Origin of the sequence: Streptomyces yaizuensis, from assembly GCF_034961445.1 — a bacterium.
Lineage (GTDB): Bacteria > Actinomycetota > Actinomycetes > Streptomycetales > Streptomycetaceae > Streptomyces > Streptomyces yaizuensis.
This window is the reverse complement of sequence record NZ_BSBI01000015.1, coordinates 197,249-214,761: the sequence shown is the minus strand read 5'-3', so window position 1 is coordinate 214,761 and position 17,513 is coordinate 197,249. Positions and strand designations below refer to the sequence as shown.

At 74.4% G+C, this 17,513-nt stretch carries 18 protein-coding genes; 7 read left to right on the top strand and 11 right to left on the bottom strand.

All coding sequences use genetic code 11. From position 1 onward, the window contains the following. Positions 1–53: 53 nt before the first annotated feature. Positions 54–773 carry a VIT1/CCC1 transporter family protein gene (locus SYYSPA8_RS30710; RefSeq protein ID WP_323450660.1) on the bottom strand — a complete coding sequence of 240 codons (720 nt, stop codon included), beginning with the start codon at positions 771–773 and terminating at the stop codon, positions 54–56. A 171-nt stretch (positions 774–944) separates the two neighbouring features. On the opposite strand from SYYSPA8_RS30710, the gene SYYSPA8_RS30705 reads away from it, so the two are divergent. From SYYSPA8_RS30705 to SYYSPA8_RS30685, 5 genes are all read left to right on the top strand, one after another. After that, positions 945–1,955, top strand: a complete 1,011-nt coding sequence (locus SYYSPA8_RS30705; protein WP_323450659.1) for a DEDDh family exonuclease — start codon at positions 945–947, stop codon at positions 1,953–1,955. A gap of 123 nt (positions 1,956–2,078) precedes the next feature. Next, positions 2,079–2,312: a hypothetical protein gene (locus SYYSPA8_RS30700; RefSeq protein ID WP_323450658.1), complete on the top strand. Its 234-nt coding sequence runs from the start codon at positions 2,079–2,081 to the stop codon at positions 2,310–2,312. 149 nt (positions 2,313–2,461) lie between these two features. After that, a complete protein-coding gene (locus SYYSPA8_RS30695) occupies positions 2,462–3,424 on the top strand; it encodes an SURF1 family cytochrome oxidase biogenesis protein (RefSeq protein WP_323450657.1) in 963 nt (320 codons plus the stop codon). Positions 3,425–3,464: 40 nt separating this feature from the next. After that, positions 3,465–5,270: a glycoside hydrolase family 15 protein gene (locus SYYSPA8_RS30690; protein WP_323450656.1), complete on the top strand. Its 1,806-nt coding sequence runs from the start codon at positions 3,465–3,467 to the stop codon at positions 5,268–5,270. A gap of 4 nt (positions 5,271–5,274) precedes the next feature. Beyond that, the gene (locus SYYSPA8_RS30685; RefSeq protein ID WP_323450655.1) at positions 5,275–6,030 is read left to right on the top strand and encodes an SDR family oxidoreductase; all 756 of its coding nucleotides are present in this window, start codon (positions 5,275–5,277) and stop codon (positions 6,028–6,030) included. Positions 6,031–6,211: 181 nt separating this feature from the next. Here the strand turns inward: SYYSPA8_RS30685 and amaP are convergent, their stop codons facing one another. From amaP to SYYSPA8_RS30660, 5 genes are all read right to left on the bottom strand, one after another. Further along, on the bottom strand, positions 6,212–6,790 hold the full coding sequence (gene amaP, locus SYYSPA8_RS30680; RefSeq protein ID WP_323450654.1) for an alkaline shock response membrane anchor protein AmaP: 579 nt from the start codon (positions 6,788–6,790) through the stop codon (positions 6,212–6,214). A 6-nt stretch (positions 6,791–6,796) separates the two neighbouring features. After that, positions 6,797–7,489, bottom strand: coding sequence for a DUF6286 domain-containing protein (locus SYYSPA8_RS30675; RefSeq protein WP_323450653.1), 693 nt, complete (start codon positions 7,487–7,489; stop codon positions 6,797–6,799). Continuing rightward, entirely contained in the window at positions 7,486–7,785 is a 300-nt protein-coding gene (locus SYYSPA8_RS30670; protein ID WP_323450706.1) for an Asp23/Gls24 family envelope stress response protein, read from the bottom strand. Before SYYSPA8_RS30670 ends, SYYSPA8_RS30675 begins: the two co-directional genes overlap by 4 nt. A gap of 95 nt (positions 7,786–7,880) precedes the next feature. Beyond that, positions 7,881–8,072 carry a hypothetical protein gene (locus SYYSPA8_RS30665; RefSeq protein WP_323450652.1) on the bottom strand — a complete coding sequence of 64 codons (192 nt, stop codon included), beginning with the start codon at positions 8,070–8,072 and terminating at the stop codon, positions 7,881–7,883. A gap of 28 nt (positions 8,073–8,100) precedes the next feature. Then, positions 8,101–8,577 carry an Asp23/Gls24 family envelope stress response protein gene (locus SYYSPA8_RS30660; RefSeq protein ID WP_323450651.1) on the bottom strand — a complete coding sequence of 159 codons (477 nt, stop codon included), beginning with the start codon at positions 8,575–8,577 and terminating at the stop codon, positions 8,101–8,103. Positions 8,578–8,701: 124 nt separating this feature from the next. On the opposite strand from SYYSPA8_RS30660, the gene SYYSPA8_RS30655 reads away from it, so the two are divergent. After that, positions 8,702–9,403 (top strand): hypothetical protein, encoded by a 702-nt coding sequence (locus SYYSPA8_RS30655; protein ID WP_323450650.1) that lies wholly within the window; start codon positions 8,702–8,704, stop codon positions 9,401–9,403. A 170-nt stretch (positions 9,404–9,573) separates the two neighbouring features. On the opposite strand, the gene SYYSPA8_RS30650 is transcribed toward SYYSPA8_RS30655, so the two are convergent. The 3 genes from SYYSPA8_RS30650 to SYYSPA8_RS30640 all read right to left on the bottom strand — a co-directional run bounded on the left by SYYSPA8_RS30650 (position 9,574) and on the right by SYYSPA8_RS30640 (position 12,939). Then, positions 9,574–10,377, bottom strand: coding sequence for an enoyl-CoA hydratase/isomerase family protein (locus tag SYYSPA8_RS30650; RefSeq protein WP_323450649.1), 804 nt, complete (start codon positions 10,375–10,377; stop codon positions 9,574–9,576). Between the two features lie 226 nt (positions 10,378–10,603). Beyond that, positions 10,604–10,825: a helix-turn-helix domain-containing protein gene (locus tag SYYSPA8_RS30645; RefSeq protein WP_006123601.1), complete on the bottom strand. Its 222-nt coding sequence runs from the start codon at positions 10,823–10,825 to the stop codon at positions 10,604–10,606. A gap of 515 nt (positions 10,826–11,340) precedes the next feature. Then, positions 11,341–12,939 (bottom strand): ABC-F family ATP-binding cassette domain-containing protein, encoded by a 1,599-nt coding sequence (locus SYYSPA8_RS30640; protein ID WP_323450648.1) that lies wholly within the window; start codon positions 12,937–12,939, stop codon positions 11,341–11,343. A 431-nt stretch (positions 12,940–13,370) separates the two neighbouring features. Here SYYSPA8_RS30640 and SYYSPA8_RS30635 point away from each other — a divergent pair, with 431 nt between their 5' ends. After that, a complete protein-coding gene (locus SYYSPA8_RS30635) occupies positions 13,371–13,787 on the top strand; it encodes a VOC family protein (RefSeq protein ID WP_323450647.1) in 417 nt (138 codons plus the stop codon). Positions 13,788–13,883: 96 nt separating this feature from the next. Here SYYSPA8_RS30635 and SYYSPA8_RS30630 read toward each other — a convergent pair whose 3' ends face one another. Then, on the bottom strand, positions 13,884–15,350 hold the full coding sequence (locus SYYSPA8_RS30630; RefSeq protein WP_407706117.1) for a hypothetical protein: 1,467 nt from the start codon (positions 15,348–15,350) through the stop codon (positions 13,884–13,886). A gap of 90 nt (positions 15,351–15,440) precedes the next feature. Continuing rightward, positions 15,441–16,574, bottom strand: coding sequence for an alpha/beta hydrolase (locus SYYSPA8_RS30625; protein WP_323450646.1), 1,134 nt, complete (start codon positions 16,572–16,574; stop codon positions 15,441–15,443). Positions 16,575–17,513: the final 939 nt, after the last annotated feature.

The following is a 17,513-nucleotide window of genomic DNA, read 5'->3' as shown; positions in this document are numbered from 1 at the left end:
AGCGGGGCGCAGGACGGGCGGCCCGCTCGGAACGGAGGCGCCGGGCGGGCCCGTCAGACCCCGAGGGAGCCGAGGAGCGAGCCGGCCGCGTAGGTCACCCCCATCGCCACCGCTCCCCCGCCGACAGTGCGGGCGACGGCCCGCCGGGGGTTCGCCGCGCCCAGCCGGGCGCTCCCCCAGCCCGTGCAGGCGAGCGCCACGAGCACCGAGCAGACGGTGATCGCGAGCCGCGTGGAGGAGGGCGGCAGCACGATGGCGAGCAGCGGCAGCAGCGCGCCCGCCGTGAACGCGAGGAAGCTGGCGCCGGCCGCGTGCCAGGGGTTGGCGAGGGCGTCGGGGTCGATGCCCAGCTCCACCCGGGCGTGGGCGCGCAGCGCGTCCCGCTCGGTGAGCTGGACGGCGGCCTCGCGGGCCACCTCGTGGGAGAGCCCCCGGTCCGTCAGCAGGCCGGTCAGTTCGTCGAGTTCGGCGTCGGGCCGTTCGCGCAGTTCGCGCTTCTCCACGGCGAGGGCGGCCTGTTCCGAGTCGCGCTGGCTGGAGACGGAGACGTACTCGCCGGCGGCCATGGAGAGCGAGCCCGCGAGCAGCCCGCTCAGCCCGGAGGCGAGCAGGGCGAAGCGGTCGTCGGTGGCGCCGGCCACGCCGACCACCAGGCCGGCGGTGGAGACGATGCCGTCGTTGGCGCCGAGGACGGCGGCGCGCAGCCAGTTGAGCCGGGGGCCGAGGGAGCCGGCCCGGGCCGCGTCGTGGGCCGCGCGGGAGGACTGGTTCACCCGGGGAGGGTCCCATTCCACCGGCCCCGTACCCCTGAACGACCCGCGCGGACCGCTGAACAACCCGCGCGAACCCCTGAACGACCGGCGCGGACCTCCGAACGGCCCGTCCGGATCGGCGGGCGGATCGGCGGGCGGATCGAATGCTGTCAGTGGCGGGCCGTATTCTCTGTGACCATGCCCGACGACAGCACGACAGCAGCGCCGGCGTGGCCGACCGCGTATCCCCAGGGATACGCGGTCGTCGACGTGGAGACCACCGGACTCGCCCGCGACGACCGGATAGTCTCCGCTGCCGTGTACCGGCTGGACGCCCTGGGCGAGGTCGAGGACCACTGGTACACCCTGGTCAACCCGGAGCGGGATCCGGGGCCGGTGTGGATACACGGGCTGACGTCGGACGTCCTCGAAGGGGCGCCGCTCTTCGGGGAGATCGCCGACGAGTTCTCGGCCCGGCTCGACGGCCGGGTCCTCGTCGCGCACAACGCGGTCTTCGACTGGTCCATGATCGCCAGGGAGTACGCGCGCGCCCGGCTGACCGCGCCGACCCGGCAGCGGCTGTGCACCATCGCGCTCGCCAAGGAGCTGCGGCTGCCGCTGCCCAACCACAAGCTGGAGTCCCTGGCCGCCCACTTCGGCGTGGTCCAGCAGCGGGCGCACCACGCGCTGGACGATGCCCGGGTACTGGCGGAGGCGTTCCGTCCGAGTCTGCGGGCGGCGGCGCGGGACGGGGTGCGGCTGCCGCTTCTGGAGTGCCGTCCGCTGATCGAGTGGTCGGACTCCCCCGCCGTCCCCCGCGTCGGCCATCAGCCCTCGCACGGCCGTGCGGGCGGCGGCGCGTACGGGGGGCAGAGCAGCTGGCGTCCCTCGCGCAAGCGGCCGCCGTGCCCCTATCCCAACCCGGGGCGGTACGAGCCGGGAGGGCTGCTGCGGCAGGGGATGCGGGTGGCGTTCTCGGGGGACACCTCCGTCGACCGGGAGCTGCTGGAGGACCGGGCGGTGGAGGCGGGGCTGCACATCGCGAGCAGCGTCTCCCGGCTGACCAGTCTGCTGGTGACCAACGATCCGCAGTCGCCGACCACCAAGACCAGCCGCGCGCGGTCGTTCGGCACGCCGGTGCTGGACGAGGCCGCCTTCACGCAGTTGCTGCGGGACGTGGCTCCCGCACGGCAGGACCCGTAGGCGGAGGCGGACGGCCGGGGCGGGCAGCTGAGGCGGAAGCCGGGGGCGCGCGGCGGCGCAGACGGGTGACGGCCTGGCGTGCCGTGCGCCGGTTCCGCGCCCGCGCGCCGCACGCTGTGGCGCATGGCACGTTGTGAGGTCTGCGGAAACGACTACGGGATGTCGTTCGAGGTGCACGCGCAGGGGGCCGTGCACGTCTTTGACTGCTTCGCCTGCGCGATCCACCGGATGGCACCGCTCTGCGAGCACTGCCGGGTCCAGGTCATCGGCCAGGGAGTGGAGGTGCAGGGGCACTGGTACTGCGGTGCCCACTGCGCCCGCGCGGAGGGGAAGGCGGGGGTGGTGGACCACGTGTGAGGGGCGGGCGCCGGCAGAGCCGAAAGAGGCCCGGGGCGGCCACGGGGCGAGCCCGGCCGGGCCGGGCGCGAGGACCGGAGCGGGTCCGGGAGCGTCCCTGGGTGGCCCCGCTCCCAGGAGCGTCCGGGGCAAGAGGTACGGTCGAAGCCGTGTACCGCTTTCTGTTGACCCGCCAGTGGGTGATCCTCACCCTCGTCGGCCTCGCGCTCGTCCCGACCATGATCGAGCTGGGCTTCTGGCAGTACCACCGCCATGAGCGCCGGGTCGAGCAGAACGCGCTGATCGAACGGAATCTGCGGGCGAAGCCGGTCCCGGTGGCCGAGCTGACCTCCCCCGGGCACACCGTGCCCCGTTCGGACTACTGGCGCCGGGCCACCGCGACCGGTGTCTTCGACACCAGGGGCGAGGTCGTCGTCCGGCTCCGCACCAACGCCGACGAGCGGGTCGGATTCCATGTCCTGACCCCGCTGGTCCAGGCCGACGGCCGGGCGGTTCTCGTCAACCGTGGCTGGATCCCCTCCTCCGCCGACCCCCGGGCGTACCCCCCCGTACCGCCCCCGCCGAAGGGCGAGGTCACCGTCGTCGGGCAGCTGAAGGCCGACGAGACGACGGGCACCAGCGGCATCAAGGACCGGGCGCTGCCCGACCGCCAGGTGATGCTGATCAACAGCGGGCAGCGGTCGAAGGCCCTGGGCCGGCCGGTGCTCGGCGGCTATCTGGAGCTGGCGGAGCCCCGGCCCGTCTCGAAGCAGCCCGAGCTGATCGGCGAGCCCGACCACGACTCGATCGGCGCGCACATGGCGTACGCGGTCCAGTGGTGGCTGTTCACCGCCGGAGTGCCGATCGGCTGGGTGATCCTGGTCCGCCGCGAGCTGCGCGACCGGCGGGCGGCGCGGGACGCCGAGGCGACGGCGGCAGCATCCGAGCCGACCGTATCCGGACAGTCCGAATCCGAGCCGTCCGCGTCCGGGCCGGCCGAGGATTCCAGGCCGACCAAGGAGTCCGGGCCGACCAAGGAGTCCGGGCCGGCCGAGGAATCCGGGGAGTCCGAAGGGTCCGGGGGATCCGGGGCGTCCGGGGAACCCGCCGATCCGGCACCGGCGAACGCCTGACAGCCGCCACCGGGCTGATAGAGGCGCGCGCCGGACGGGAATGCGCCACTGCGTGACCCAACGCATCGAGGACTACGCCCTCATCGGTGATCTCCAGACAGCGGCACTGGTCGGCCGGGACGGCTCCGTCGACTGGCTCTGTCTGCCCCGCTTCGACTCCGCCGCCTGTTTCGCCGCGCTCATCGGCGACCGGGAGAACGGCCACTGGCGGATCGCGCCCCGGGGCGCGGGCGTCTGCACCCGGCGCTCCTACATCGGGGACTCGCTGGTCCTGGAGTCGGTGTGGGAGACGGCCGACGGCACGGTGAAGGTCATCGACTTCATGCCGCAGCGCGACGAGGCCCCCGATCTGACACGGATCGTGGAGGGCGTCAGCGGTTCGGTGGAGATGGAGGCGGTGCTGCGGATCCGTTTCGACTACGGGTCCGTGGTGCCCTGGATGCGCCGCTCCGGCGGTCAGCGGGTCGCGGTCGCCGGGCCCGACTCGGTGTGGCTGCGCAGCGAGCCGAAGGTCAAGACCTGGGGGCAGGACTTCAGCACCGTCTCCTCGTTCCGGGTGGGCCCCGGCGAGCGGGTGGCGTTCACCCTGACCTGGCATCCCTCGCACCGGTCGCGGCCCACACTGGTCGATCCGTACGAGGCGCTGGAGTGCAGCCTGCGCGACTGGTCCGCGTGGGCGACCCGGTGCAGCACGCAGGGCCCGTACCGGGATGCCGTGGTCCGTTCGCTGATCACCCTGAAGGCGCTCACGTTCAAACCGACCGGCGGCATCGTCGCCGCGCCGACGACCTCGCTGCCCGAGTCGCTCGGCGGCGTACGGAACTGGGACTACCGCTACTGCTGGCTGCGGGACTCCACACTCACGCTGGACGCGCTGCTCGACGCGGGCTACCGGGACGAGGCGGCGGCCTGGCGGGACTGGCTGCTGCGCGCGGTCGCGGGCGATCCGGCGGACCTCCAGATCATGTACGGGCTCGGCGGGGAACGCAGGCTTCCGGAGACGGTGCTGCCCTGGCTCTCCGGGTACGCGGACTCCACCCCCGTACGCACCGGGAACGCCGCCGTGAACCAGTTGCAGCTCGATGTCTACGGCGAGGTGATGGACTCCTTCCATCTCGCCCGGGAGGCGGGGATCCCGGCGGAGCGGCACGCCTGGTTCCTCCAGCTCAGCCTGCTGGGCTTCCTGGAGACCCGGTGGCGGGAGCCGGACGAGGGGCTGTGGGAGGTGCGCGGCCCCCGGCGGCACTTCGTCCACTCCAAGGTGATGGCGTGGGTGGCGGCGGACCGGGCCGTGCGCACCCTGGAGTCCGATCCCGCGCTCCGCGGCGACGTGGACCGGTGGCGGGCGATGCGCGACGCGGTCCACGAGGAGGTGTGCGCGAAGGGGTACGACCCCCGGCGCAACACCTTCACCCAGTACTACGGCTCCGACGAGCTGGACGCGGCGACGCTGCTGATCCCCCGTACCGGCTTCCTGCCGCCGGACGACCCCCGGGTGGTGGGCACGGTCGACGCGGTCCGGGACGGGCTCGGGACCCCGGAGGGCCTGGTGCGCCGCTACACCACCGAGGGCGGGACGGTGGACGTGGACGGCCTGCCCGGGGTCGAGGGCGCCTTCCTCGCCTGCTCGTTCTGGCTGGCCGACGCGCTGCGGATGACCGGCCGGGTGCGGGAGGCCAAGGAGCTGTTCGAGCGGTTGCTCGACCTCCGCAACGACGTGGGGCTGCTGGCCGAGGAGTACGACCCGGTGGCGCGGTGCCAGCTGGGGAACTTCCCGCAGGCGTTCAGCCATATCGCCCTGGTGACCACGGCCCTCGCGCTCGGCCGGGAGGAACGGGCAGGATAGCGCCATGGATCTTGGATTGAAGGACCGTGTCTATGTGCTGACGGGCGCCTCCCGGGGGCTGGGTCACGCCTCCGCGCGGGCGCTGGTCGCCGAGGGCGCGAAGGTCGTCATCAGCGGGCGGGACGAGGCGACGGTGCTGGAGGCGGCGGCCGGGCTCGGACCGGACGCCGTGGGGCTGGCCGTGGACAACGCCGACCCGGAGGGCGCGGAGCGGCTGATCGCCGCCGCCCGGGCGCACTTCGGCCGGTTCGACGGGGTGCTGATCAGCGTGGGCGGGCCGGCGCCCGGCTTCAGCGCGGACAACACCGACGAGCAGTGGCGGGCGGCGTTCGAGTCGGTGTTCCTCGGAGCCGTACGGCTGGCCCGCTCGGCGGCCGCCGCGCTGGAGGAGGGCGGGGTGATCGGACTGGTGCTCTCCGCCTCGGTCCACGAGCCGGTCCCCGGGCTGAGCATCTCCAACGGGCTGCGGCCGGGGCTCGCGGGCTTCGCCAAGTCGCTCGCGGACGAGCTGGGGCCCCGGGGCGTCCGCGTGGTGGGGCTGCTGCCGGCCCGTATCGACACGGACCGGGTACGCGAACTCGACGCCCTGTCGGGGGACGCGGAGGCGGCCCGTGCCGCGGGCGAATCCCGGATTCCGCTGCGGCGGTACGGGACACCGGAGGAGTTCGGCCGCGTGGCGGCGTTCCTGCTCTCCCCGGCCGCGTCCTATCTGACGGGTGTGATGCTGCCGGTCGACGGGGGCATGCGGCGCGGTTTCTGACGGTACGGGGTCGGGTACTGGGGCGGGCCGGCGACCGGGCGACCGGGCGACCGGGCGGCCGGGCGACCGGGCGACCGGGCGGCCGGGGAACTGCGGCGGGCCGGGGCACGAAGCCGGGTGTCCGGTGTGCCGGGTCGCCGGGTCGCCGGGTCGCCGGGCTGCGCGGGCCTGCTGGAGCGTGTCAGCCGACCCGGCGGGCGCCGTGGCGTACCGCGCGCAGCCGTGCCTCCGCCGGGAGTTCGCCGAGCCCGGCGGCGGCCCGGGCGTGCTCCACCGCCCCGGCCGCCAGCCCCTCCAGGGTGCGCCGCGGTGAGGCGTACGGCTCCAGCAGCAGCCCGATCCGGGCCCGCGGGCCCCTGGGGCGGCCGGTCAGCCGGACCCGGGCGCGGGAGACCCCGGCGAGCGCGCCGGCCTCCGCCGCCAGCACCTCCTCCAGGGCCCGGCCCCGCAGCAGCGCGCCTTCGTCGTCACCGCTGTCGACCCGCAGATCGGCGAGTCTGCCCCGGTGGAGCTGGGCGAGCAGCAGCCAGAGCGCGAGCACCACGACGACCGCGAGGACGGCGATGACGGTGGGCCACCACCAGCCCTCGTCGCGCCAGCGCTCCCGGTCCGCCGTGGACAGGAGCACATCGCGCCGCCCGTCCCAGGGCCACCAGGACGGCACGTCCGCGCCGAGCCCCGCCGCGAGGGCGGCCCCGCCCGCGCAGAGCAGCACCGCGCCCGCTACGCCGAGCACCACACGGTTGACGGCTCTCAGCATCACGCGTCACCTCTTCCGCACGGGGAGCCGCGAGACCCGCAGGGAACGCGACGGGGTTTTCACGAGGCCGAGTTCGCCGACGGCCGTGGCGAGGGCCCCGTCGAGGTCACGGCGGACGTCGTCGAGGTCACGGAAGTGGGAGCGTGCGCGCACCCTGAGCCGGGAACGCCCCATCCGGACGTTCACGGACCGTACGCCGGGCACCTCCATGGCCCGGTCCCGCAGCACCAGGGCGGCGGCGCGGCGGTCCAGGCCGGCCCGGACGGGGGTGCCGTCGCGGCGCATGGTCAGCAACCGGCGCAGCCCGGGGGTGACGGCGAGCACGATCAGCCAGAGGCCGATGGCGGCGAGGGCGGCGGCGGCCGCCTGCACCCAGGTCTCGTCCAGCCGCCAGCGGGCCAGCCGGCCGGCCGCCTCGCGGCGCCACTCCATGCCGGGACGGCCCGCCCGGACGGCGGCGATGTCGTAGAGGAACAGGCCCGTGCCGCCCGCGGTGACGGCGGCGAGCAGCGCGGCCGGGATCCGGCGGGCCGACCAGAAGCGGCCGGTGCCGGACTTGGGGTTGCGGACGAGGAAGGGGCCGGGCGGGTCGGCGGACTCCGGAGGCGGCACCTCCCCCGGCGGCTCGCCCGGTACGTCCTCCGGTGGCTCACCGCGTCCCTGTGACGGTGCGGGCCCGGTGCCGGTCCGTTCGGTCATCGGATCCTCCGGTCCGCCGTGCCACGGGTGTGTGCCGAGTGCAGCCGTTCCACCAGGACGGACACCTCGGGGACGGTCATCCCGGCCAGCGCGCCGACGCGTTCGGCGACCCGGTGGCGTACCGCTTGGCACTGGGCGCCGATGTCGGAGGGGTAGCCGAGTTCGAGACCGACCCTGACCCGGGCGGCTCCCTCACGCACGGTCACGGAGGCGAAGGGGGGCCGGCCGCCGGGCACGGGCCCGACCGCCTCCCGGGCGGCCCGTGCCGCGATCTTGGCGACGACCCGGTCGGCGATGACGGTGGCTCCCCGGTCGGCGGCGGCGACCGGGGCCGCCGGGCCGCCGCCGTCCCGGTCGTCCGGCCGCCGGGGGGCGGCCCGGGTACGCGGGGTCACCGGGTCCGGTCGCCGCGCTCGCGGCCACGGAAGAACTCTCCGGGCGTCAGATCGCCGTCGAGAAAGCGGCCTGCCACGAATCCGACCGCGCCCAACGCGGCGACCAGCAGAAACGCCCCGAAGCCACCGAAGTACCCGGCGAAACCGAGCGCGATTCCGGCCAGCATTCCGGCCACAGCCATGCTCATTTCAGCGCCTCTCCTTCGTTTCCGGCGATCACTGGAGGCGGGGTTCCGGTTCGTCCTCGTCCTCTTCGTCGGGCAGTTTCACATCGGTGACCGCGATATTGACCTCGACCACCTCCAGGCCGGTCATCCGCTCCACGGCGGAGACCACGTTCTCGCGCACCGCGCGCGCCACGCCGGAGATGGAGACGCCGTAGTCGACGACGATCTCCAGGTCCAGCGCGGTCTGCACCTCGCCGACCTCGGCCTTGACCCCTCTGGTGACGCTGGCGCGGGCGCCGCCCGGCACCCGGTCGCGGACCGCGCCGAAGGTCCGGGAGAGGCCGCTGCCCATCGCGTGGACGCCGACCACGTCCCGGGCGGCCAGCCCGGCGATCTTCTCGACGACGCCGTCGGAGATGGTCGTACGGCCCCGGCCGCCGGGGTCTCCGCCGCCGCGCTTGCCGCCCTGTGTCCTGCGGTGCTCGTCACCCGAGCCGGCGGCATCCCTGCCGGTGGTCTCCGTCATCGCCCTGTGTCCTTTCCGCTGCCGCCTGCCGCACCCGGAGCGGGCACGGGGCAAAAAGAACCCCTTTTGACCACATTAAGCGCGTATGTCGGCTCGCGCGCCGGGGATGCGGCAGGCTGGGGCAATGACCACTGCTGACGCGGTACGGGGATGGCTGGGCATCGGCAGGCTGCTGGCGCTGGGCGGGGCCGCGGACGGCACCTGGCTGACGGAGCGGGCGGCGCGGGAGGTCCTGCGGCGGGCGGCGGCGGGCGTCCCGGGGGCGGTGCTGAGCCGCGTACGGCTCTCCCTGGTGGACCCGGAGCGGGCACAGGGGCCGCTGGTGCCGCCCCCTCCGGGCGCGCTGCCGGCGGGGCCGCTGCGGATCGAGGCCGAGTGCGCGGGGACCGACTGGACCCGGCCCCTGCCGGAGCCGGCGGCGGCCCTGCGGACGGCGCTGCTCACGGCCGCCACGGACGTACTGGATCTGCCGGCGGTGGAGGCGGACATCCGGGTGACGGATGTCGCGGACCCGCGCGAGGCCGGCCCGCACCCGGAACCGGAACCGGCGACCGGGACCAGGCGGCCGGGAACGGAGGGGGATTCCGCCACGGGCGGGCCGGTCGGACGGGTCACGGCCGCCGTGGTCGCCGTACCCGGCGTGGCCCGGCTGACCACCGTGCTGGGCCCGGCCGTCAGCGTCGGCGCGGACCGGGCCCGGGTGGAGATCGCGGTCGCGGCGGGCCACCGCCCCCTCGCCGTGGCCCGCGCGGTGCGCGCGGCGGCGTCGGCGGAACTCCCGGCGGACCGCCCGCTCGCGGTCCTGATCACCGAGGTGGCGGTGTGACCCGCCGGGGTGCGGCTCGTCGGGTCACCGGTTGCGCCGAAGGCAGGGGGTTCCCGGGCCACAGGGCCTGGCAGGACGGATCGCACGACGGAGGGTGGAGGTGGCCTCCGGGGTGTGGCGGGGCGGTGTGGCGGGGCACGCGGACCCCAGCCTGACCCGTCGGACAGGCCCTAGTCGCCGAGGTCCGCGAGATCCCGCAGCCGGCGGGCCTGTGCCGCGCGCTCGGCCGCGCGCTGCTCCTCGTAGGAGCGGTCCGTGGCTCCCCGCAGCAGCGCCTTGGTCTCGATCACCGCGTCGCGCGGGGCGACGAGCAGCGCGGCCGTGAGGTCCCGTACCGCCGAGTCCAGCTCGGCCCCGGGGACCACGAGGTTGGCGAGGCCGATCCGCTCGGCCTCCTCGGCGTGGACGAACCGGCCCGTCGCGCAGATCTCCAGCGCGCGGGCATAGCCGACGAGGGACACCAGCGGATGGGTGCCCGTGAGGTCGGGGACGAGCCCGAGGCCGGTCTCGCGCATGGCGAACTGGACGTCCTGGGCCACCACCCGCAGATCGCAGGCGAGGGCCAGCTGGAAGCCGGCGCCGATCGCATGCCCCTGGACGGCCGCGACCGTGACGAGGTCGCTCCTGCGCCACCAGGTGAACGCCTCCTGGTACTCGGCGATCACGCCGTCGAGCGCGTCGTCGGACAGGCGCGCGAGTTCGGGGAAGGACGGCTCGCCCGGGAAGCCCTCGGGCGTGAACGCCTGCCGGTCGAGCCCGGCGGAGAACGACTTGCCCTCGGCGCGCAGCACGACGACCCGCACGGTGCCGGGCAGCGAACGGCCCGCGTGCGCCAGGGCCCGCCACAGGGCGGGTGACTGGGCATTGCGCTTCGCCGGGTTGGCCAGGGTCACCGTGGCGACCGTGTCCTCGACGGTGAGCCGTACGCCGTCCTGGTCCAGGACGGGGTCGTGCGCGGAGCCGGGCGAAGTCATGGGGCGCCTCCGGTTCGGGTGAGGTGAGCCGTGCAGTCGCAGACTAGCTAAGCGACCGCACAGTAACCACCCGCCCGGCACTCCGGGGCCCGGCGGCCGGTGCGACCGACCGCCGACGGGCGAAGACCACCAGTGACCGACGGTGTCCATCCGGACCGCCGTCCGGCCGACCGGATGGACACCTCGGAACCGGAGGGGAACCGGGCCTGTCGGGCCCGGCCCGCCCTCAGGCCGAAGCGGCCTTCTTTCCCCGTGTGGCTCCACCGCGTCCCCGCAGTGTGACTCCGGACTCACTCAGCATCCGATGGACGAATCCATAGGACCGGCCGGTCTCTTCGGCCAGCGCCCGGATACTCGCACCGGAGTCGTATTTCTTCTTCAGGTCTGCCGCGAGCTTGTCGCGCGCGGCGCCGGTAACCCGGCTGCCCTTCTTCAGAGTCTCGGCCACCCGTGCCTCCTCATGGGAAGTGCGCTCTGGACTTCTCATGATCACCCCTTGCGCCCTTCCTGGCCACCCATTCGGCAAGGTCCATGGGAGGACCTTGGTGAGCCGATATACGTCCCAGAGGTCCGGAAAGGTTCATTCCCAGCGCAGGATTCCGCACATCAGAACGGTTCACCAAGGAAAATGACCAGGTCAGAACGGGTGGGCCGGAAAGGGCCCGGATCGCCGCACGCCGGGCGCGCGGCGGGCCGTACTCCGGCAGGGGGATGAGACACGCTCACTCAGATGATGGATCACCCGTGAGCCGAATGATCCATAGGGAGTGGATCAGTGTGCTGGCCGGGGTCGGCGTCGCCCCCGGAGGGACGGTGCCGATCACCGGCGGAGGGTCGGCCGGTGACTCTGCGGAGTCACCGAGCCAAAGTCGCCGAGCCAAAGTCACCGAGCGGGTCGGCGGCGGCCGGCGGACCGGCGCCTCCGGAGCGCGGCGCCGGTCAGGCGCCGGAGCCAGGCGCCGGTCAGGCGAGGCTGACCAGGTCCGCGTAGTCGGCGCCCCACAGGTCCTCGACGCCGTCGGGCAGCAGAATGATCCGCTCCGGCTCCAGTGCCTCGACCGCGCCCTCGTCATGGGTGACCAGGATGACCGCGCCCTTGTAGGTGCGCAGCGCGCCCAGGATCTCCTCCCGGCTGGCCGGGTCGAGGTTGTTGGTGGGCTCGTCCAGGAGGAGGACGTTCGCCGAGGAGACGACCAGGGTGGCCAGGGCCAGCCGGGTCTTCTCGCCACCGGAGAGCACCCCGGCGGGCTTGTCGACGTCGTCGCCGGAGAACAGGAACGAGCCGAGGGTCTTGCGGACCTCCACCAGATCGAGGTCGGGGGCGGAGGAGCGCATGTTCTCCAGGACCGTGCGCTCCGGGTCCAGGGTCTCGTGCTCCTGGGCGTAGTAGCCCAGCTTGAGGCCGTGACCGGGGCTGACGGCACCGGTGTCCGGCTGCTCCACGCCCGCGAGCAGCCGCAGCAGCGTGGTCTTGCCGGCGCCGTTCAGACCGAGGATGACGACGCGGGAGCCCTTGTCGATGGCGAGGTCGACATCGGTGAAGATCTCCAGCGAGCCGTACGACTTGGAGAGGCCCTCCGCCCGCAGCGGCGTCTTGCCGCAGGGCGCGGGCTCGGGGAAGCGGAGCTTGGCGACCTTGTCGGAGACCCGCGCGGCCTCCAGGCCGGAGAGCAGCCGCTCGGCACGGCGGGCCATGTTCTGCGCGGCGACCGTCTTGGTGGCCTTGGCGCGCATCTTGTCGGCCTGGGCGTTGAGGGCGGCGGCCTTCTTCTCCGCGTTCTGCCGCTCGCGCTTGCGGCGCTTCTCGTCGGCCTCGCGCTGCTGCTGGTAGAGCTTCCAGCCCATGTTGTAGACGTCGATGGCGGAGCGGTTGGCGTCCAGGTAGAAGACCTTGTTGACGACCGTCTCGACCAGGTCGACGTCGTGGGAGATCACGATGAAGCCGCCGCGGTAGGACTTGAGGTAGTCGCGCAGCCAGACGATCGAGTCGGCGTCGAGGTGGTTGGTGGGCTCGTCCAGGAGCAGGGTGTCGGCGTCCGAGAAGAGGATGCGCGCCAGCTCGACCCGGCGGCGCTGGCCGCCGGAGAGGGTGTGCAGGGGCTGGCCGAGGACCCGGTCGGGCAGGCCGAGCGCGGCGGCGATGGTGGCCGCCTCGGCCTCCGCCGCGTAGCCGCCCTTGGTCAGGAACTCCGTCTCCAGGCGCTCGTACTTCTTCATCGCCTTCTCGCGCGTGGCGCCCTTCCCGTTCGCCATGCGCTCCTCGTTCTCCCGCATCCGGCGCAGCACGCTGTCGAGTTCACGGGCGGAGAGGATGCGGTCGCGCGCGAGGGTGTCGAGGTCGCCGGTGCGCGGGTCCTGGGGGAGGTAGCCGACCTCGCCGGAGCGGCTGATGGTGCCGGAGGCGGGGATGCCCTCGCCCGCGAGGCACTTGGTGAGCGTGGTCTTGCCCGCTCCGTTGCGGCCGACCAGGCCGATGCGGTCGCCCTTGGCGACACGGAAGGAAGCGGACTCGATGAGGATGCGGGCACCGGCGCGCAGCTCGATACCGGAAGCGGTGATCACGGACAGACTCCAGGGCGGACGGGACGGCGGAAGGACGGGCGGGATGGGCTTCGACGCCGTCTAATGCACAGGGAGAAAGGCCATACGGCCAGTCTAACGGTGGCCTGCAAGTGGTTTTACGGCTTCGGGCGGGCCCGGGGCGCCGGGTGCGGGGCGTGGGAGGCGGTGCGGGCCGGGGGGTGCGGCCCGGGGCGCGGTTTCGGGCGGCCGGGCACGGCCCCGGCCGGCCGGCGGGCCGGTACCGGGGGCGGTGGTACGGCTGTGACCTGCGGGGATGCCTGCTCGGCGGGCATTGTCAGTGGGGGGTGCCAGACTGAGACGCAGTTCACATCGACCGTGCGATCGGCAGTGGGTCGGAGTCCACCGCGGCGCTCGCGCCGGATCGGGTCCGACCGGTGGCACGGGGAAGGAGTGGGGAAGGAGTGAGGGAGATGGAGCGGGCACCGAGCATCTGTCCGTCCCTGCTGTACGAGGACGCGAAGGCCGCGATCAGGCAGCTCACCGGGGCGTTCGGCTTCACCGAGCACGCGGTGTACGAGGACGGGGACGGCCTCGTGGTCCACGCGGAGCTGCGCCACGGCGACGGCCTCGTGATGCTGGGCAGCAAGGGCACGGGCGGGGAGTACGACAAGGCACTGGGGGCCGGCGGCCCGGCCGGGGTCTTCGTCCACGTCGAGGATGTGGACGCGCATCACCGCAGGGCGGTGGAGCACGGCGTGGAGGTGCTGTCGCCACCCACCGACCAGGAGTACGGCGCGCGGGAGTACCTGGCGCGCGATCTGGAGGGCCACGTGTGGAGCTTCGGGGACTACATACCCCAGGGGTTCCGGGGGTCCCGGGAGGGCTGAGGCCACCGGCCCCGCCGGGTCCGCGGGTTCACGGGAGGTCCGGAGCGGGTGCGGGGTGCCGGCGGGGCCCGGTGCGCGGCCCCGCCGGACAGCGGGCTACGCCCCGCCGGTGTGGACCTGGAAGGCGGCCCGGCGCACGGCCTTCGCGAGGGCCGGGTCGGGGTGGGCAGCGGCGAGGGCGACCAGGACCTGCACCGTGCGCGGGTGACCCCCGGACCTGACCTCCTCCAGCAGCGCCGGGACGGTGCCCTGGACCGCCGAGTCGAGATGGCGCAGCAGCAGCTGGGGCTCCCCGTGGTCGGCGACGGCGGCGGCCGTGTCGACCCAGAGCCAGGTGGCTTCCTCGCGGGTGAGGACGTCCTGGGCGTCCTCGGGGTCCATCCCGTCGTACTCGGCCAGCCACAGGAGGGCGTACGGCCGCAGGGAGGGTTCGCCCGCGGCGGCGCGCACCTCGGCCTCGGCGGGGGCGCCCACGACCCGCAGGGCCTCGAAGGCGAGGCCCCGCAGCAGGGCGTCCTCGCCCCGGGCGACGGTCAGGAGTTCGATCACGGCGGCGGAGACCGTGCGCGCCGCGAGCCAGGCGCGGTACTCGGCGCGTGCGGGCCCGGGGGTGAGCCGGGCGCAGCCGCGGAGCATGTCGTCGGCGGGCTGCTCGATATTGCCCGCCGGGCTCTGCGCGGCGACACAGATCTGTTCCAGTTTGACCCAGACCGCCCAGTTGCCCAGCGGGGTGAGGGTGGCGGAGCGGCCCTTGTCCAGGGTGAGCGCGCCGACGGCGGCGAGCCCTTCGAGGGCCCAGTCGAGAAGGGGGGAGACCGATGGCAGACCGTGCAGCACGGCGTCACCGGCAGCGGTCGCCGGGGACGTGCCCTGGGTGTACGGGTCCCGGCGGGAGCCGTCCGGGCCGCCCTCGGGGGGCGGCACCGGGCCCTCCGGGGCGTACGGGACCTCACAGCGTTCCTCGCGCAGTTCCTGGACCCGCTGCTCCAGCAGATCCAGCAGGGCGGGCACCAGGACGGGCCCCGCCGAGAGCTGGAGCAGGGAGAGGAGTTGGGGGACGGCCTCCACCACTTCCGCGACGGCGGTGGGAGGGACGTCGGCGGGCGCCGGGTGGGCCAGCGACCAGGCGTCGAAGAGGGCGACCCAGCCGCGCAGCACGGCCATGTCGTCCCGGTCCCAGGCACGCAGCCGCCAGCCGGGGCGGGCGGTGTCGCCGTGCAGCTCCACCAGGCCGGCGAGGCGGGCCCGGTCCCAGCCGGCCCGCACCTGGAGGGGGGTCATGTCGAGTGCCGCGGCGGCCCGTTCCCGGGCGGGGGCGGCGAGGGGTGCGGCGCCGGGATCGCGTTCCACGGCCGCCCAGCGGGCGATGCGCACGGCATCGGCGAGGACTTCTCTGGCCTGGCGGGCCAGCTCGGCGGGGGGTGGGGTGCCCTCGGGGGGCCTGGCAGCCGGGCGGGTGCGCCGGGTCGTGACCGCCCGCCGGGCGGTGGCCAGGGGCCGGGGGCGGACAAGACGGAGTCTGGAGTTGCGCGCCAATTGCTCATCAGGCTTTCGGGACGTCACAAGGAGCAGTGTTCCCGTTGACGGCCCGAAAGCCCAATCGGAAGCCGATGGATACCGGGGAGATCCGCGCCGGGGTGCGCCCCGGCGCGGTCACATCAAGGGGGTGAGGAAGCGGCGCAGCGCCTCTTCGTAACGCGCCGGGTCCGCGTTCCACATCGCGGCGTGCGGAGCGCCGGGCACGGTGATGAGCGACACCAGCCCCGGCCGGTGGGCGGCGAGTTCGCGGGACGCCGCCCAGGGGGCGACGGCGTCGTCGGGACCGTGGAAGATCAGCGTCGGGACGCGGAGCGCGTCGGCGTCCGCGGCGGCGGGCGCGGGCAGTTCACGGCCGTCGTAGAGCCCGGCCCGGCCCCGGGCCGCGCGCAGGGCCAGCGGGACGAGGGCGGCGGGGGTGCGGCGGGCGGCGGCCAGCGCCCGCAGGGTCGCGTCCTTGTCGAGGACCGGGGAATCGAGGACCAGACCGCTGATCCGGTCGCGCAGCGCGGAATCCGCGGCGGTGTGCAGGGCCATCGTGGCGCCGGTGGACCAGCCGTAGAGAACGACCCTGCGGGCACCGCCCGCGACGGCGAAGCGGAGGGCCGCGTCCAGGTCGCGCCACTCGGTGTCGCCGAGGTGCCCGAGGCCGTCGGGAGGCCGGGGCGCGTCCGGGTCGCCCCGGTATCCGAGACCCAGCACCGGGATGCGGCGGCGGTGCAGAAAGGGAAGGAGGTTCATGGGATGTTCACGGGTGGCGCCCAGACCGTGCACGGCGATCACCCAGGTCTCCCGCGGGCCCTGGACGGACCAGGCGGGCAGCGGGCCGAGTTCACCGGGGATGCTGACGTCGGCGGAGTCGATACCGAGGGCGGTCGCGGGGTCGCCGACATGGAGCTGCGGCGTCAGCCGGACCCGCGCCCCCGGCTCCAGGACGCCGTGCACGACCCGCTCCAGCCGGCGCACCAGGGTGTCGGCGGAACGGGTCACCTCCTCCAGGACCGGGCCGACCACGGCGTGCACCCCGTCACCGCGGAGCCCGTAGGTCCCGGGGCGGCCGGACGCGAGGCTGCGGGTCAGGGTGACCCGGTCGGCGTCCAGGGCGTGCACGGTGAGCCGGGGGTCGCCGGGGAAGGGGCGGTCCGGGGAGGGGCGGAGCACGGAGTCGCTGGCGTAGCGGCCGGCGGCGTAAGTGGCTGCGCCGAGGCCGAGCAGGGTGGTGACGGCGGCTGCCGCGGTGACCGGTCGCACCGTTCCAGTGTCGGGGCCCGCCCCTCGCCCTGCCAGCGGACACCCCGTGCGCCGGCCCCCCAATTTCCCCGGGCCGACCCGGACCCGGCCCCGACCCGTGTCGGTACGGTTTGCTCGCGCTCGTCCGGGGTCCCGGCTGTCCGGCCCGTGTCGGTACGGGGTCCCGCACCCTTCCCCGGCTCGGGGTACCGGCCACCCGCACCCTGTACGAGGTCGGCTTCACCCCGACCGGCCCGTGTCGGTACGGGGTCCCGCACCTTCCCTCCCCCCGCCCGGGGGTACCGGGCACCTCCGGCTGGTCCGTGGGCGGGGGTGCAGGGTCGCCCCCGCAGGGGATCGGCGGAGCCCGACCCGCACCGGACCTGGTGAGTACGCTCGCCGACCCCGAGGAGGTGAGCCCGGAGGCCCCGCCAACCCGCACCACCACCCGGTCCCGGGCCGACCCGCACAAACTGAGCCCGTCCGGCGCTTGAGGACGGACCCGCACCCCGCCCAGGGGTGACCGAAGCAGCCGCACCACCACCCCTGGGGGACCGGCGACCCGAGCAAATTCAGCCTCGCCGGCGATTGAGGCGCAGGGGTTCGGGGACTGGTCCCCGACACGGGCCCGCACACTGCGGTCGGGGGCCAGCCCCCGAACCTCCGCGCCTCAATCGCCGGCGAGGCTGGATTTGTTCGGGTGATCGTCAGCGAGGCTGAGTTTCCCGGGTTGCCGCAGGGGCGGACAGGTTCTCGGGCACATGGCATGTGCGGGCCCTTGTCGAGGGCCAGCCCCCGAGCCCCCGCGCCTCAAACGCCGGCGAGGCTGGATTTGTTCGGGTGGTCCCGGCGCACCGTGTGGTGCGGGTTGGCGGTGGCCTCCGAGCTCACCTCCTCGGGGTCGGCGGACCGAAGGCCCACGGTCAACGCACGCCGGACTTACCGCCGATCCCCTGCGGG